The organism is Bradyrhizobium liaoningense, assembly GCF_018130955.1.
Lineage (GTDB): Bacteria > Pseudomonadota > Alphaproteobacteria > Rhizobiales > Xanthobacteraceae > Bradyrhizobium > Bradyrhizobium liaoningense_C.
In genome coordinates this window covers 1-15,221 of record NZ_JAFCJM010000022.1, presented here as the reverse complement: position 1 = coordinate 15,221, position 15,221 = coordinate 1, and the positions used below count along the sequence as shown (strand labels likewise).

General features: G+C 64.7%; 14 protein-coding genes and 1 pseudogene. 6 read left to right on the top strand and 9 right to left on the bottom strand.

Annotated elements, in window-relative coordinates:
* Positions 1–28 precede the first annotated feature (28 nt).
* From JQ632_RS19555 to JQ632_RS19535, 5 genes and pseudogenes are all read right to left on the bottom strand, one after another.
* A complete protein-coding gene (locus tag JQ632_RS19555; RefSeq protein WP_212404204.1) occupies positions 29–1,234 on the bottom strand; it encodes an MFS transporter in 1,206 nt (401 codons plus the stop codon).
* Positions 1,234–2,082, bottom strand: a complete 849-nt coding sequence (kdsA, locus tag JQ632_RS19550; RefSeq protein WP_212404203.1) for a 3-deoxy-8-phosphooctulonate synthase — start codon at positions 2,080–2,082, stop codon at positions 1,234–1,236. The genes JQ632_RS19555 and kdsA overlap by 1 nt, the downstream gene beginning before the upstream one ends.
* A 117-nt stretch (positions 2,083–2,199) precedes the next feature.
* On the bottom strand, positions 2,200–2,526 hold the full coding sequence (locus tag JQ632_RS19545) for an NIPSNAP family protein (protein ID WP_212404202.1): 327 nt from the start codon (positions 2,524–2,526) through the stop codon (positions 2,200–2,202).
* 124 nt (positions 2,527–2,650) lie between these two features.
* Positions 2,651–2,995, bottom strand: a complete 345-nt coding sequence (locus JQ632_RS19540; protein WP_212404279.1) for a nuclear transport factor 2 family protein — start codon at positions 2,993–2,995, stop codon at positions 2,651–2,653.
* 39 nt (positions 2,996–3,034) lie between these two features.
* Positions 3,035–3,475, bottom strand: a pseudogene (locus JQ632_RS19535) (RidA family protein); the annotation flags it as partial.
* On the opposite strand from JQ632_RS19535, the gene JQ632_RS19530 reads away from it, so the two are divergent.
* The gene (locus JQ632_RS19530; protein ID WP_249152285.1) at positions 3,464–4,297 is read left to right on the top strand and encodes a helix-turn-helix transcriptional regulator; all 834 of its coding nucleotides are present in this window, start codon (positions 3,464–3,466) and stop codon (positions 4,295–4,297) included. The pseudogene JQ632_RS19535 and the gene JQ632_RS19530 overlap by 12 nt on opposite strands.
* Positions 4,298–4,350: 53 nt before the next feature.
* Here the strand turns inward: JQ632_RS19530 and JQ632_RS19525 are convergent, their stop codons facing one another.
* The 3 genes from JQ632_RS19525 to tpiA form a co-directional block, all read right to left on the bottom strand.
* Positions 4,351–5,982, bottom strand: a complete 1,632-nt coding sequence (locus tag JQ632_RS19525; RefSeq protein WP_212404201.1) for a CTP synthase — start codon at positions 5,980–5,982, stop codon at positions 4,351–4,353.
* A gap of 177 nt (positions 5,983–6,159) precedes the next feature.
* The gene (gene secG, locus JQ632_RS19520) at positions 6,160–6,549 is read right to left on the bottom strand and encodes a preprotein translocase subunit SecG (RefSeq protein ID WP_212404200.1); all 390 of its coding nucleotides are present in this window, start codon (positions 6,547–6,549) and stop codon (positions 6,160–6,162) included.
* Positions 6,550–6,678: 129 nt separating this feature from the next.
* Positions 6,679–7,434, bottom strand: coding sequence for a triose-phosphate isomerase (gene tpiA / locus JQ632_RS19515; protein WP_212404199.1), 756 nt, complete (start codon positions 7,432–7,434; stop codon positions 6,679–6,681).
* A 213-nt stretch (positions 7,435–7,647) separates the two neighbouring features.
* On the opposite strand from tpiA, the gene JQ632_RS19510 reads away from it, so the two are divergent.
* The 4 genes from JQ632_RS19510 to moaC are packed head-to-tail and all read left to right on the top strand — an operon-like array spanning position 7,648 to position 11,912.
* Positions 7,648–9,552 (top strand): SurA N-terminal domain-containing protein, encoded by a 1,905-nt coding sequence (locus tag JQ632_RS19510; RefSeq protein WP_212404198.1) that lies wholly within the window; start codon positions 7,648–7,650, stop codon positions 9,550–9,552.
* A gap of 17 nt (positions 9,553–9,569) precedes the next feature.
* Positions 9,570–10,583, top strand: a complete 1,014-nt coding sequence (trpD, locus tag JQ632_RS19505; RefSeq protein ID WP_212404197.1) for an anthranilate phosphoribosyltransferase — start codon at positions 9,570–9,572, stop codon at positions 10,581–10,583.
* Between the two features lie 7 nt (positions 10,584–10,590).
* Positions 10,591–11,412: an indole-3-glycerol phosphate synthase TrpC gene (trpC, locus tag JQ632_RS19500; RefSeq protein ID WP_212404196.1), complete on the top strand. Its 822-nt coding sequence runs from the start codon at positions 10,591–10,593 to the stop codon at positions 11,410–11,412.
* A 2-nt stretch (positions 11,413–11,414) separates the two neighbouring features.
* Positions 11,415–11,912 carry a cyclic pyranopterin monophosphate synthase MoaC gene (gene moaC, locus JQ632_RS19495; protein ID WP_212404195.1) on the top strand — a complete coding sequence of 166 codons (498 nt, stop codon included), beginning with the start codon at positions 11,415–11,417 and terminating at the stop codon, positions 11,910–11,912.
* A gap of 8 nt (positions 11,913–11,920) precedes the next feature.
* On the opposite strand, the gene JQ632_RS19490 is transcribed toward moaC, so the two are convergent.
* Positions 11,921–12,085, bottom strand: coding sequence for a Flp family type IVb pilin (locus JQ632_RS19490; RefSeq protein ID WP_212404194.1), 165 nt, complete (start codon positions 12,083–12,085; stop codon positions 11,921–11,923).
* A gap of 313 nt (positions 12,086–12,398) precedes the next feature.
* Between JQ632_RS19490 and JQ632_RS19485 the strand changes: the two genes are divergently transcribed.
* The gene (locus JQ632_RS19485) at positions 12,399–15,119 is read left to right on the top strand and encodes an EAL domain-containing protein (protein WP_212404193.1); all 2,721 of its coding nucleotides are present in this window, start codon (positions 12,399–12,401) and stop codon (positions 15,117–15,119) included.
* Positions 15,120–15,221 lie beyond the last annotated feature (102 nt).

Genomic DNA, 15,221 nt, shown 5'->3' with positions numbered 1-15,221 from the left:
GACGCGGTACGTCGGTACTTCCCCTGCCTTAACTGCGGGCATCGGCCGGCGTCCGCTGCTTCAACAGTCGCGCGCACACGAGCCCCAGGACGACCATGCAGGCGGCCGCCGTCAGCATGGTCGCGACCTTGCCGCCATGCGCGAGGCCAAAGCCGTAGGCGATCGGCCCGACGGTCTGGCCCATGAAGAAGAAGAACGAGTGCAGCGAGAGCGCAGTGGCGCGCGCCTCGACCGAGAGCTCACTGGCAAAAACCTGGAGGCAGCCATGAGCCATGTAGAACCCGCACCCCATCACCATGAGATTGAGCAGTTGCAATTCCCAGCGCGGACCGAAGGCGACCGCGACGAGCTGGGAGGCGACCAGCATGGTGCCCGCGATCATCATGCCCTTGACGCCGAGGCGCGGCAGAAGCAGCGAGACGGTGGCGGTGTAGAACAATCCGCCGATCGCAAAACCGGCGATGACGATGCCCGCGATCGACAGCGATGTTTCGCCGAGATCGAACAGGAATGACGCGACATAGGGAAACAGGCCGAGCACGCAGCAGCCTTCGATGAACACGGCCGAATAGCAGATCGGCGCATTCGGGTTGGTGAAGATCGTGCGATAGCCGGTCTTGAGCGCCGACAGGCTCGTCTTCGGCGGATGCTTCAGCCTGGCGCCGCGGAAGCCGGCCGCGACCGCGATCGAGGCGACGATCACGAGCACGCCGAGCGCGGCAAGGACGCCGCGCCAGCCGAGCAGATCGCCGATCAGGCCGGACGCCGATGCGCCGAGCAGATTGCCGGTCATCGCACCCGCCAGCGTTCGTCCGATCGCAATCTGGCGCTTCTCAGGTCCCACCAGCTCGCTGGTCAGGCTCAGCGCGATCGGAAACACGCCGCCCGAGCCGATGCCGGCGAGGATGCGGGTGGCAAACAGCAGCGGAAACGACGTCGACAAGGCGCCCAATATGCTGGCGAAGCCCAGCACCGCCAGACAGCCGACCATCAGCCGCGCCTTGCCGAACAGATCGGCCGCCGCGCCAATGATCGGCTGAATGATCGCAAAGGTGAAGGCAAAGACCGCGGCGAGGCCGGCGGCGGTCGCGATGCTGACGCTGAGATCCTCGGCGATATGCGGCAACACCGGGTCCAGCGCCCGCGCCGACAGCGCCGCCGCGAAGCTTGCGCCGGAGATGACGTAGAGCGCCGGCGGCAGGCCGTGTTCGTGCCCCACCTCCGACTGAAGCATCAGATCGCTTTGCCCTTTGCGACCGCGTCAAACGCCATCAGCCTGCGGATGAGCCCCTCGAACTCGCGCAAGGGCACCATGTTCGGGCCGTCCGACGGTGCGCGATCGGGATCGGGATGGGTTTCGATGAAGAGGCCGGCAACGCCGACCGCGACCGCGGCGCGTGCCAGCACCGGCACGAATTCGCGCTCGCCGCCGGAGGATGCCCCCTTGCCGCCCGGCTGCTGCACCGAATGGGTGGCATCGAAGATCACGGGCGCGCCGGTGCGCGCCAGAATTGGCAGCGCGCGCATGTCTGATACCAGCGTGTTGTAGCCAAAGGAGGCGCCGCGCTCGGTGACGAGCACGTTGGGATTGTTGGCGCTGGTGATCTTGGCGACCACATTCGCCATGTCCCACGGCGCCAGGAACTGCCCCTTCTTGACGTTGACGACCTTGCCGGTCGCGGCCGCCGCGAGCAGCAGATCGGTTTGCCGGCAGAGAAACGCCGGGATCTGGAGCACGTCCACAGCCTGCGCCACCTCGGCACATTGCGTCGCTTCGTGCACGTCGGTAAGCACGGGCAGACCGAACGAGGAACGGATTTCCGCAAAAATCGGCAGTGACTGCGCAAGCCCAAGACCGCGCTGGGCGGATGCGCTGGTGCGGTTCGCCTTGTCAAACGAGGTCTTGTAGACGAGCCCGATGTTCAGCCGGCTCGCGATCTCCTTCAGCGCTGATGCCACTTCAAGCGCATGCTGCCGGCTCTCGAGCTGGCACGGGCCGGCAATGATCGAGATCGGCAGATCGTTGCCGAACCTGACCGGTCCAACCGTGACCACTGACGCTGCGGAGTTACTTTCGCTCAAGACCAAAATCCTCGTTCCGGCGCGACCATAGCGGCGATGCGCGTCCGATCAACCCAATTCGGCCCTGCTCCCTGAATATCAGGGTTGCAGCAGGGCCGCGCGGCGCGAGGCCGGCCGTCACTTCACGGCGGAGAACGCCGTCGGGGCGAGGAACTGGCTGACGATATTGGCGATGATCTGGCCATCGGCTTCCGACTTCGCACGCGCATCGATCCAGTCCGGATCGCTCATGAAGCCGGCCCACTTCTTCTCGCGTTCGGCGAGCGATTCCCAGGCCAAGAAATAAGTGAGTTCCTGGTTCGACGCCCCAATCAGCGTGGTGAAGAACCCGGCCTGCCGGATGCCGTGCTTCTCCCACAGCTTCAGCGTCACCGTGTCAAAGCGCTTGAGCAGCGCCGGCAGCCGGCCCGGCAGGCAATGGTAGACGCGCATTTCGTAGATCATTCTGGTTCCTCCAAGTTTCTTGCGCGCCGGTTATAGCGACTGCGGCAAGGGGTGTCTTGATGTGATCATGCACCCTGCGCGGCCCGGCGCGCATGACTGCCTTGCGGCCGAATTCCGTTCGTCCTCATCCCCGCGTGACGTGAGCGGCGACACAAACCCAGACGCCGGCGCGGCGCGCCCAACTGTCGGTGTATCGTCCAAAGCCGGCCGACCCATCGGCCCTGAGATAGGTCGTCCGTGCATGGATGATCGCCATGTCGCCCATGATCCGGATCCGCTCGTGCTCGTATCCCAAATTCGATATGGCCGCGGGCTTCGCGATCTGTTCGAGGAATCCGGCACGATCGACCACTGATCCGTCAGGGTTGCTGTTGAGGAAATCGTCGCTCAGATGTTCGCGAAACCAATCGACATCCTTCATGACGACCGAGCGGATATAGCCGGCGTTGAGCTGCTTCAGTGCGTTCATGTCCCTTGCCGAAGCCAGCCGATCTTCCAAGTCGGCTTTGATCGCAACGCAATCGACTTCCACATCGAATTCACCTGGCCAGGAAGGCACCGTCAGAAAGATGCGTGCGGGTGGCGAGACGGGAAAATAGCGCTGGTACACATCGTTGAACGCGGCGAAATTCGAACTATCAGGCGTGCAGTAGACGTTGCATTTCACGACGTGCTGCAACGACGAGCCGGCAACTTCCAGGCAAAGTTTCATTTGCTCGAGAACGATCTCGGCCTGCTGTACGAACGGCAATCGCCTGACCTCACCGGTGACCGTGTCAAAGGGCGGCATGCCTGAGACATACACCGTCTCGCCGGCGACGATGACAGGACAGATTGGTCCCTTCCGCCGATGCTCCAGATAGGTGGAAATGGGTTCAACTCTGATGGGTTCGCGCTTCACGGCAGCCTCCAGGACACGATCGATCAAGTGGTCCCCATGCTGTCGCATCCGACGAGCTCAATGTCTCCAGTCGTGAGTTCGGTGCATGCCGAACTCACCTCGCTTGTTGATCCGGTGCGGACAATGGTAGAGGACGCTATGGTTGCAGCGGCGAACTTGGTCGAGGTTGCGGCGCTCGTCGGCGATACCGCGCGCGCGACCATGCTGTCCGCCCTCATGGGTGGACAATCCCTGACCGGAAGTGAGTTGGCGTTCCTTGCGCGAGTTTCGCGACCGACAGCCAGCGAGCACCTGTCCAGGATGGTCGAGGCCCGGCTCATCTCGGTGACCAGGAAGCGCAGCTATCGGTACTACCGCATCAGCTCACCACTGGTTGCCTGCATGCTCGAGAGCATCAAGCTGGTGGCAGCTCTCGAGGTTCCTCAGCGATATCAACCTCGATCTGCGCGCGACGCGGCGCTGCGGTTCGGTCGCACCTGCTACGATCATTTGGCGGGTCGATTGGGCGTTGCGATTGCGGACTCCCTGATCGCCTGCGATTGCATCGTCCTTGGCGAAGACGGCGGCGATGTCACCGACGCCGGCGCGAAGCTATTGACCGAATTTGGAGTCGACCTGAGCCAGAAGCGCAGAAATAGGCGCATCTTCTGCAAGCCGTGCCTCGACTGGAGCGAACGCCGGTATCACATCGCCGGTCACGTCGGAGCCGAGATCCAACGACGCTGCATGGAGCTGAATTGGCTCACCCGAGTCGATGATACACGGGCGGTGCAATTGACAACGGCTGGCCAGGCCGGTCTTCGCGATACCTTTGGCCTGGATAATTTGGGTCTTCAAGTCGACCCGCTGGATCTCAAGGTTGGAGCGTAAGCGCGCTGCCCCCTGAACGCGCCCTCCTCACCATGAGGGGTAACTTGGCGATGCTACACCAGCCGGCTCTGCTTCGCCGCCGCCGCAATGAACGATGCAAACAGCGGATGCGGTTCGAAGGGGCGCGACTTCAGCTCGGGGTGGAACTGCACACCGATGAACCAGGGATGATCCTCGTACTCGACGATTTCAGGCAGCACGCCGTCGGGCGACAGGCCTGAGAATTTCAGGCCGTGCTGCTCCAGGCGGTCCTTGTAGGCGGTGTTGACCTCGTAGCGGTGACGGTGGCGCTCGGAGATTTCGGTGGCGCCGCCATAGACCTGCGAGACGCGGCTGCCGCGCTTGAGCGCCGCAGGATATGCACCAAGGCGCATCGTGCCGCCGAGATCGCCGGCCTGCGAGCGCTTTTCGAGCTCATTGCCACGCAGCCATTCCGTCATCAGTCCGACCAGGGGCTCCTTGGTGGGACCGAACTCCGTCGAATTCGCCTCTTCGATTCCGACGAGATTGCGGGCGGCCTCGATCACGGCCATCTGCATGCCGAAGCAGATGCCGAAATACGGCACGTCGCGCTCGCGCGCGAACTGCGCCGCGCGGATCTTGCCTTCGGCGCCGCGCTGGCCGAAGCCGCCGGGCACGAGGATTCCGTTCACGTGCTCGAGGAACGGTGCGGGATCTTCCTTTTCGAAAATCTCGCTCTCGATCCAGTCGAGATTGACCTTCACCTTGTTGGCGATGCCGCCATGCGACAGCGCCTCGATCAGCGATTTGTACGCATCCTTCATGCCGGTGTACTTGCCGACGATGGCGATCGTGACGTTGCCTTCGGGATTGCGGACGCGCTCGTTGATCTGCTGCCAGCTCTGCAGCTCCGGCGGAATGCGCGAGCCGATGCCGAAGGCGGCAAGCACCTCGTCGTCGAGGCCGGCCGCATGATAGGCCTCAGGGACAGCGTAGATGTTGTCGACGTCGCGCGCTTCGATGACGGCGCTTTCGCGCACGTTGCAGAACAGGCCGAGCTTGCGCCGCTCTTCCTTCGGAATCTCGCGGTCGGTGCGGCAGAGCAGGATATCCGGCTGAATGCCGATCGAGCGCAGCTCCTTCACCGAGTGCTGCGTCGGTTTTGTCTTCAGCTCGCCCGCGCTCGGGATATACGGCAGCAGCGTGAGATGGATGTAGACCGCATGGTCGCGCGGCAACTCGTTCTTGAGCTGGCGGATCGCCTCGAAGAACGGCAGCCCCTCGATGTCGCCGACCGTGCCGCCGATCTCCACCAGCACGAAGTCGTACTCGTCATTGCCCGACAGCACGAATTCCTTGATGGCGTTGGTGACGTGCGGCACCACCTGGATGGTCGCGCCGAGATAGTCGCCGCGGCGCTCCTTGGAGATGATGTCCTGGTAGATGCGCCCAGTGGTGATGTTGTCCTGCTTGGTGGCAGGCCTGCCGGTGAAGCGCTCATAGTGACCGAGATCGAGATCGGTCTCCGCGCCGTCATCGGTCACGAACACTTCGCCGTGCTGATACGGCGACATCGTTCCGGGATCGAGGTTGAGATAGGGATCGAGCTTGCGGAGGCGGACCTTGTACCCGCGAGCCTGCAGCAGAGCACCGAGTGCCGCTGAAGCCAGACCCTTTCCGAGCGAAGAAACCACGCCGCCGGTGATGAAAATGTACCGCGCCATGGGACTTAACCTTTAATCCCCCGAACTCGATTCGCCAAAGCGATTCGTGTTCCGCCCCAAACATTTTGCGGGCCTGTGGGTGAGCCAAAACTGAGTGTGTTGCCAGAGCCTTGATGGGGATTGTTGATGCGGGGCGGTAGGCACCGTCCTGCATGGCCCCCCTGCTTTATTGCGCCGCTATTGCGACTTCGGCGCCTGCGGAGCCGCGGGAGCCTGATTCTGCTGCTGCTCGTCGGCCTTCTTGAGCGTGTCGAGCACGCCGCCCGAGGTCGGCGGCGCCACCGGCACCGCGCCGCCTGCCGGCTGCGTCTGCGACGCGGGCTGGCCGATGATCGACGCCGGCTTGCGGTCGTAGCCCGCATACCAGGTCAGGAACAGGCTGGTGAGGAAGAAACCCGCGGCCAGGATCGCCGTCGTCCGGCTGAGCAGGTTTGCCGTGCCGCGGCTCGACATGAAGCCCGCGCCGCCACCCATGCCGAGGCCGCCGCCTTCCGACTTCTGCAGCAGCACCGCGCCGATCATGACGGCGACGATCATGAGATGGATGACGATAACGACAGTCTGCATGGTATCCTTCCGTCACAAGCCGTCAGCGCCGATACCGGCTGCCAGCGCGCTTTGCGGGTTTTCCTGAAGTTGCGCGGTGTTACACGATCGGGACCGGCAATGCCACCCCCGATCGCCGCTTGCGGTTAGCTAGGGGCAGCCTTTGGCGATCGCAAGGAAATCAGCCGCCTTCAGGCTGGCGCCGCCGACCAGCGCACCGTTGACGTTAGCCACCGCCATCAACTCGGCCGCATTCGAGGGTTTGACCGAGCCGCCATAGAGGATGCGCATCTTAGCCCCCTCGGCGCTGAAGCGGGAGATCAGCAGTTCGCGGATAAACCCATGAATTTGCTCGACATCCTTGGCCGTCGGGGTGAGCCCGGTGCCGATCGCCCAGACCGGCTCATAGGCCACCGTCAGATTGGCGGCGCGGGAGCCGTCAGGCAGCGACCCCTGAAGCTGGCCGCGAAGGATATCCAGGGTCTTGCCGGCATCGCGCTCAGCTTGCGTCTCCCCGACACAAACGATAGCCGTCACCCTGGCGCGCCAGGCGGCTTCGGCCTTTTGCCGCACCAGGAGGTCGCTCTCCCCATGATCGGCGCGGCGCTCGGAATGGCCGACGATGATGGCGCTCGCCCCCGCATCGACAAGCATTTCCGCGGCGATGTCGCCGGTATGGGCGCCTGATACCTTGGGATGACAATCCTGCGCGCCGACGGCGACCTTCTTGCCGCGCGCCTTCTCGGCGAAGGCGGCAATCAGCGTAGCCGGCGGGCACACCAGCAGGTCGGCCTTGGCGGCCACATCTGCCGCGCCACTAAGCATGGCGTCGAATTCGGCAGCGGCGGCCTTCAGGCCATTCATCTTCCAATTGCCGGCGATCAGGGGGCGGATGGCGTCGGTCATGTCAAAATCCAGCGAAATGGGCTCGCCCATGCGCTAGCAGAGCGGACGCCGCAGTTCTAGAGACGGAAACGCCCTTAACACACCTTAAGGGAGCCACAGGTTGCGGGGGGAAAGCCGCCACTTTATGATGCCAGATCAATTCGGTGATGCGCTTTTGCGGAATCTGCTTTAAGGCGCGCCCGGTTCCCTTTCCTGCCAAACAAGTTGGACCCAATGCTTCGAGGAATGCGCAAGGCCTCATCAAACTGGCTCGGCAAGACCATTATGGCCGTGGTGATGGGCGTGTTGATCATCAGTTTCGGCATTTGGGGCATCGCCGACATCTTCCGCGGCTTTGGGCAGTCGACCGTCGCCAAGGTCGGCGGCACCGAAATTTCGCTGAACGAATTCCGCCAGATCTATACCGACCGCCTGCAGCAGATCGGCCGCCAGATCGGCCGCCCGCTGAGCCAGGACCAGGCGCGTGCCTTCGGGTTCGACCGCCAGGTGTTGCAGCAGACCATCGCCGAAGCCGCGCTCGACGAAGAGGCTCGCCGGCTCGGGCTCGGCCAGTCCGACGACGAGATCCGCCGCCTCATCATGAACGACCCCAACTTCAAGGGTGTCAGCGGCAGCTTCGACCCGCAGCGCTTCCAGGCCGTGATCCGCAACTTTGGCTATACCGAGCAGCGCTACATCGCCGAACAGCGCAAGGTGTCGCTGCGGCGGCAGATCACCGGCACGATCGGCGCCGGCCTCGAGCCGTCCAAGGCCCTGATTGACGCGCTCACCCGTTACCAGAACGAGCAGCGCGCGATCGAATTCGTCAGGCTCGACGCCGCGCAGGCCGGCACCATCGATCCGCCCTCGCCGGAGGCCCTCGCCGCTTATTTCGAGGATCACAAGGTCCAGTTCCGTGCGCCCGAGTACCGCAAGATCTCGTTCGTCGTGGTCTCGCCGGAAGAGATCGGCAAGTGGACCGAGGTCTCCGAGGACGACGCCAGGAAGCTGTTCGACCAGCGCAAGGACCGGATGGGCACGCCGGAAAAGCGGCAGGTGCATCAGATCGTGTTTCCGACCGTCGAGGAGGCGCAGGCCGCGCGCACCCGCCTGACCGGCGGCCTGTCGTTTGAAGATCTCGCCAAGGAACGCGGGCTCAACGCCGGCGATGCCGATCTTGGGCTGGTGACGAAGTCCGCAATCCTCGACCCCGCGGTCGGCGACGCCGCCTTCGCCCTGCCCGCTGGCGAGATCAGCCAGCCCGTGCAGGGCCGCTTCGGTGTAGCCCTCGTCAAGGTCGACAAGATCGAGCCGGCCGTCGAGCCGAACTTCACCACCGTCGCAGCCGACATCAAGCGCGAACTCGCCACCGAGCGCGCCCGCGCAAAGGTTTCGGAATTGCGCGACAAGATGGAGGACGAGCGCGGCGGCGGATCCAGCGTCGTCGATGCTGCCCAGAAGCTTGGCCTCACCGCCGTGACCGTCGATGCCGTGGACCGCTCCGGCCGCGCGCCGAACGGCCAACCGCTGACCAACATCCCGCAGGGGTTAGATGTGGTCTCGCAGGCGTTCAACAGCGACGTCGGCGTCGACAACGACCCGATCTCGTTCCGCGGCGGCTATGTCTGGTACGACGTGCTCGCCATCACGCCCTCGCGCGAGCGCAGCCTCGACGAGGTCCGTGACCAGGTCGAGGCGCGCTGGCGCCAGGACCAGCTTGCGACCAAGCTCAAGGCCAAGGCGACCGAGATGGTCCAGAAGCTCGGCCAGGGCGGCAAGCTCGCCGACGAAGCCGCAAGCGCCGGCCTCAAGGTCGAGACCGCCACCGGCTTCAAGCGCGACGACTCGCCGGCCGGCGTGCCTGCCAGCCTGGTGAATGCCGCCTTCCGCACCGCCAAGGACGGCGTCGGCCAGACCGCGGCCACCGGCGGCGGCGACGTCTTCGTCTTCCGCGTAACCGAGATCATCGACCCCCAGGTCGACCTCGCCTCCGACCCGATCAAGAAGTTGAAGGACAGCCTCGACCGTGCACTCACCGACGAGCAGGTCGCGGCCTACGTCACCAAGATCCAGAACGATATCGGGACCACGATCAATCAGGCCGCCTTCCTGCAAGTGACAGGCGCGAACAACCAGTAGGCAGTTGAAAGCACGCGATGGACGACCTGAAATCGATCATTGGAAAAGTCGCGACCGGCGCCAGCCTGTCGCGTGACGAAGCCGCATCGGCCTTCGACGCGATGATGTCCGGCGAGGCCACACCCTCGCAGATGGGCGGGCTTTTGATGGCGCTGCGCGTGCGCGGCGAGACCGTGGACGAGATCACCGGCGCGGTGTCGGCGATGCGCTCCAAGATGCTGCGCGTCACCGCGCCGCCCGAGGCCGTCGACATCGTCGGCACGGGCGGTGACGGCTCCGGTTCGGTCAACGTCTCGACCTGCGCCTCCTTCATCGTGGCGGGCGCAGGCATCCCGGTCGCCAAGCACGGCAACCGCGCGCTGTCGTCGCGCTCGGGTGCCGCAGACGTTCTGGCCTCGCTCGGGGTCAAGATCGACCTCAGGCCCGAGCAGGTCGGCCGCTGTGTGCAGGAGTGCGGCATCGGCTTCATGTTTGCGCCGGCGCATCACCCCGCGATGAAAAACGTCGGCCCGACCCGTGTCGAGCTCGCCACCCGCACCATCTTCAACCTGCTCGGCCCACTCTCCAATCCGGCCGGCGTCAAGCGCCAGATGGTCGGCGTGTTCTCGCGGCAATGGGTTCAGCCGCTGGCGCAGGTGCTGAAGAACCTCGGCTCTGACGCCGTCTGGGTCGTGCACGGCTCCGACGGGCTCGACGAGATCACGCTGACCGGCCCGACCTTTGTGAGCTCGCTCCAGAACGGCGAGATCAAGAGTTTTGAGATCAGCCCTGCGGATGCCGGCTTGCCCCTTTGTGAGACCGCCGCGCTCAAGGGCGGCGACGCCGAGGCCAATGCGATCGCGCTGCAAAGCGTGCTCGACGGACGGCCGAGCCCGTATCGCGACGTCGCGTTGATCAACGCGGCGGCGGCCCTCGTCGTGGCCGGCCGCGCCAAGGATCTGAAGGAAGGCGTTGCGATCGGCGCAAAATCGCTCGACAGCGGCGCGGCCACCGCGCGGCTCAAGCACCTGATCGCCGTCTCCAATAGCTGAGCCCTCCATGTCGGACATCCTGACCAAGATCGAGGCCTACAAGCGCGAGGAGATCGCGGCCGCCAAGCGTGCGCATCCGCTCTCAGAGGTGGATGCCCGCGCCAGGACGGCACCCGCACCGCGCGGCTTCCTGCGCGCCATCCGCAGCAAGCTTGCAGGTGGCGACTACGCGCTGATCGCGGAGATCAAGAAGGCCTCGCCCTCCAAGGGATTGATCCGCGCCGATTTCGATCCGCCGCTGCTCGCGAAGGCCTATGAAGCCGGCGGCGCGGCCTGCCTGTCGGTGCTGACGGACACGCCGTCGTTCCAGGGGCACCTCGATTTCATGGTGGCCGCGCGCGCGGCGACCGCCCTGCCGGTGCTGCGCAAGGACTTTCTGTTCGACACCTATCAGGTGGCCGAAGCGCGCGCACACGGCGCCGACTGCATCCTGATCATCATGGCGGCGCTCGACGACGCCACCGCCAGGGATCTGGAAGACGCAGCGCTCGGCTACGGCATGGACGTGCTGATCGAGATCCACGACCGCGCCGAGCTCGATCGCGCGCTGAAGCTGCGGTCGCCGATGATCGGCGTCAACAACCGAAACCTGCACACCTTCGAGACCACGCTCGCGACCAGCGAGGCACTGGCGCCGCTGATCCCGCGCGAGCGTCTGATGGTCGGCGAGAGCGGCATCTTCACGCCCGCGGACCTCGCCCGGCTCGAACGCGTCGGCATGTCGACCTTCCTGGTCGGCGAGAGCCTGATGCGGCAGGCCGACGTCACCGCCGCGACGCGGACCCTGCTCGCGCGCGAGGCCGCGCCCCGCGCCACGGGCACGCGCTGACAATGGCGCGGAAGCTGTCGAAGACGCGCCCTGCCCTCACCCATATCGGCGCCTCCGGCGAGGCGCGGATGGTGGACGTGTCGGACAAACCGGCCACCGAGCGCCTTGCGGTCGCCGAGGGACGCGTGATCATGAGCAAGGCGACGCTCGCGCTCATCCTGTCGGGCAATGCCAAGAAAGGCGACGTGCTCGGCACCGCCCGCATCGCCGGCATCATGGCAGCCAAGCGCACCTCGGAACTGATTCCGCTCTGCCATCCGCTCGCGCTGTCGAAGGTAACCCTCGACATCGAGCCCGACGAAAAGCTGCCGGGCTGCCTCGTGCGCGCGAGCGTGAAGGTCACCGGCTCCACCGGCGTCGAGATGGAGGCGCTGACGGCGGTGTCGGTCGCTTGCCTCACCGTCTACGACATGATCAAGGCAGTCGAGCGCGGCGTGCGCATCGAGGGCATCCACCTCGTCGAGAAGAAGGGCGGCAAATCCGGCCACTATCTGGCCTGAGCGCGCCGTCACTTCAGCGACGAGCTGATCGATCCGAACTTGGTATTGAGCTTGGAGCCCAAGCCGTTGACGACGGTGATGATGGCAAGCGCGATGCCGGCCGCGATCAGGCCGTACTCGATCGCAGTCGCACCGGATTCGTCGGCCCAAAAGTTCTTCAAAGTGTTTTTCACAGTTCGATCCTCTCTGCGTGATGCGAGGATCATTCGCAAATGCCGTGCCAATGTAGCGTTGAGCGGCTCCAGCGAGTTAGATGGTTAAGACCTGGTTGACGTCGCATCGACCGGCAAGAACTGACCGGCACCGCGCAACCCCTTCGGCAATTCCTGCTCGGTGCGCACAGCGCGCATCGCTTGCATTCGCGCGTTGCCATTCATCGCGCGTTAACCGCAATTCCTAACCCCACCTCCATACCGACCCCGTAAACGTGCGGATGTGCCGGGCTCAAGAATTGATCCTGGCGTGTGCACGACAGTGATTCCTGGGATGACGAGATACGGCAGCCGCCTCCTCGATCGAACGCCCCTGATCCGCAGCGGACCGATCCGCTGGCTGGTCGTGGGCGGCGCGCTGCTGATTGCCGCGATCGCAATCGGCGCGACGCTGATGGCGCAGAACTTCCGCGAGCGCGCATTGCGCAACAGCGCACGCGAGCTGGAAAACACCGCACTGCTGCTCGCCCATCATTTCGATCAGCAGCTCCAGGATTTCGCGGTCATCCAGAAGGACTTCACAGACTACGTGCGCACAACCGGGGTTGCGAGTGCAGACGATTTTCGCAAGCGGCTCTCCGGGCAGGACATCCATTTGATGCTGCGCTCGAAGATCGAGGCGCTGCCCTATCTGGGCAGCGTCAACGTCATCGACGCCGACGGCTATCTGATCAATTCGTCGACGGCGTGGCCCGCGGCGAAGGTGAACGTGACCGATCGCGCCTATTTCAAGACCTTCAAGTATGATCCGCACGCGCCCGACGTACTGGTCCAACCGGTGCACAGCCGCATCTCCGGCGCCTGGACGATCCTGATCCTTCGCAGGATCCGGGGGCCGAGCGGCGAATTTCTCGGCGTGGTCGGACGCGGCATCGAACCCGCCAATTTCGAGAAGTTCTTCTCCTCCGTCGCACTCGGCGAAGGCGCCACGATCACGATGCTTCACCGCGACGGGACCTTGCTGGCGCGCTTCCCCCATCTCGACGACGTCATGGGACGGAACTACAGGAACGGCCCCTACATTCAGCAGAGGATGTTCGAAGTCGATCGATTCGCCGGCCGCTTCATCAATCCGGTCGATGGGCAAGACCGCCTGATCTCGTCATACGCGCTGCCTCATTTCCCGATCGTGATTGTCGCGACGACGACCGCGGCGGCTGCGCTCGCGGACTGGCGCGAGCAGATCGGCATCCTGATCTCGGTCGCTGCCGCCTCCGCGCTCGTCATCGCGGGGCTCCTGACCTCGGTCGTGCGCAAATTGCTGCAACAGTTCCGCGCATCGCGCGAACGGCTGACGCTGGAGAAACAGCGGCTCGATCGCGCCGTCAACAACATGACCCAGGGCCTCCTGCTGTTCGACGCCTCGCAACGGCTCATCGTCTGCAACCAGCGCTATCTGGACATTTACGGGCTCTCGGCCGAGGTCGTGAAACCCGGCTGCAGCTTCCGCGACATCATCGCGCACCGGAAGTCCACAGGCACCTTTACCGGCGACGTCGACAAATACGTCGACCGCGTGCTGCGCGACATCCACATGCGCAATGCGATGGTCATCGACACTTCGGACGGCCGGTCGATCCAGATCGCCAACGAGCCGCTGGCCGACGGCGGCTGGGTGGCGACCCATGAGGAGATCACCGAGCGGCGGCGCATCGAGGAACGGATCACCCATCTGGCGCATTACGACGCGCTGACCGACCTGCCGAACCGCGCGATGTTCCACGAGCATCTGCGGCATGAGCTGGCGACGATCGCTGATGGCGAGCAGCTCGCCGTGCACTACATCGATGTCGACGAGTTCAAGGGCGTCAACGACGCCCTCGGCCATCTCGTCGGCGACGAGCTCCTGAAATCGATCGCGACGAGCCTCAGCCGTTGCGCCGGCGAAGGCGATTTCGTGGCGCGACTCGGCGGCGACGAATTCGCGATCGTGCAGCGCGCGGTCACCTCACCGGATCGCGTCACCGAACTCGTCGGGCGCGTCTTCGAAGCCATCCGCCGGCCCCTCAACTGCCTGGGCCACCAGCTCACCACCGACGCCAGCATCGGGATCGCGCTCGCGCCGGAGCACGGCGTAGCGCTCGACCAGATTTTGAAGAATGCGGATCTGGCGATGTACGCGGCCAAGTCCGCCGGCCGCCACACCTATCGTGTGTTCGAGCCGGAGATGGATGCCAGGGTGCGGGAACGGCGGCTGCTCGAGATCGACCTCCGGCACGCCATCGCCTATGGCGGGTTAGAGGTGTTCTACCAGCCGTGCCTGAGTTTGAAGGACGACAGCATCACCGGATGCGAGGCGCTGGTGCGCTGGCGCCATCCGGAGCGCGGCATGGTCTCGCCGGCCGAATTCATCCCGATCGCCGAGGATACCGGACTGATCAACGAGATCGGCGAATGGGTTTTGGCCACGGCCTGCCGGGACGCCGCCAACTGGCCTGACGACATCCGCCTTGCCGTCAACGTCTCGCCCGTGCAGTTCAAGAGTGGAACGCTGGCGCTGAAGATCATGGCCGCGCTTGCCGCTTCCAATCTGCCGGCGAGCCGGCTGGAGCTCGAGATCACCGAGGCCGTGCTGATCCGCGACGACGAGGCCGCGCTCACCATCCTGCATCAGCTACGCGCGATCGGCGTGCGGATCGCGCTCGACGATTTCGGCACCGGCTACTCGTCGCTGAGCTATCTGCACCGCTTCCCGTTCGACAAGATCAAGATCGACCGCTGCTTCGTCAACGACATCGCAGGCCCCGACGGCTCGTCCTCGATCGTGCAGGCCGTGGTCGGCCTCGCAAGCGCCCGCCGCATGACGACGACCGCGGAAGGCGTCGAGACCGAGGAGCAGCAGCGGCTGTTGCGCGCGCTCGGCTGCAACGAGATGCAGGGCTATCTGTTCAGCGCCGCGAAGCCGGCCGACCAGATCAAGGACCTGTTCGCCCTGCACCGCGCCCGGCTCGCGCAGCGCAAGGCCCACGACGGCCGCCGCCGCGAGGCGGGCTAGGCCCCGCTTCGTAGGGTGGGTTAGCTGTGGAATCTCAAGAGGTCGTTCTCCGGGAGGGCGAGGCGGCTGATCGGTGGTTTGGCGTGCAGGCTGCCGTGCGAG

Coding starts and splice junctions, on each gene's coding strand:
- JQ632_RS19525 (WP_212404201.1), bottom strand. CDS start 5,982: ATGGCGCGGTACATTTTCATCACCGGCGGCGTGGTTTCTTCGCTCGGA.
- secG (WP_212404200.1), bottom strand. CDS start 6,549: ATGCAGACTGTCGTTATCGTCATCCATCTCATGATCGTCGCCGTCATG.
- JQ632_RS19530 (WP_249152285.1), top strand. CDS start 3,464: ATGCTGTCGCATCCGACGAGCTCAATGTCTCCAGTCGTGAGTTCGGTG.
- moaC (WP_212404195.1), top strand. CDS start 11,415: ATGGCGCGGAAGCTGTCGAAGACGCGCCCTGCCCTCACCCATATCGGC.
- JQ632_RS19555 (WP_212404204.1), bottom strand. CDS start 1,234: ATGCTTCAGTCGGAGGTGGGGCACGAACACGGCCTGCCGCCGGCGCTC.
- trpC (WP_212404196.1), top strand. CDS start 10,591: ATGTCGGACATCCTGACCAAGATCGAGGCCTACAAGCGCGAGGAGATC.
- tpiA (WP_212404199.1), bottom strand. CDS start 7,434: ATGACCGACGCCATCCGCCCCCTGATCGCCGGCAATTGGAAGATGAAT.
- trpD (WP_212404197.1), top strand. CDS start 9,570: ATGGACGACCTGAAATCGATCATTGGAAAAGTCGCGACCGGCGCCAGC.
- JQ632_RS19540 (WP_212404279.1), bottom strand. CDS start 2,995: ATGAACGCACTGAAGCAGCTCAACGCCGGCTATATCCGCTCGGTCGTC.
- JQ632_RS19485 (WP_212404193.1), top strand. CDS start 12,399: ATGACGAGATACGGCAGCCGCCTCCTCGATCGAACGCCCCTGATCCGC.
- JQ632_RS19510 (WP_212404198.1), top strand. CDS start 7,648: ATGCTTCGAGGAATGCGCAAGGCCTCATCAAACTGGCTCGGCAAGACC.
- JQ632_RS19545 (WP_212404202.1), bottom strand. CDS start 2,526: ATGATCTACGAAATGCGCGTCTACCATTGCCTGCCGGGCCGGCTGCCG.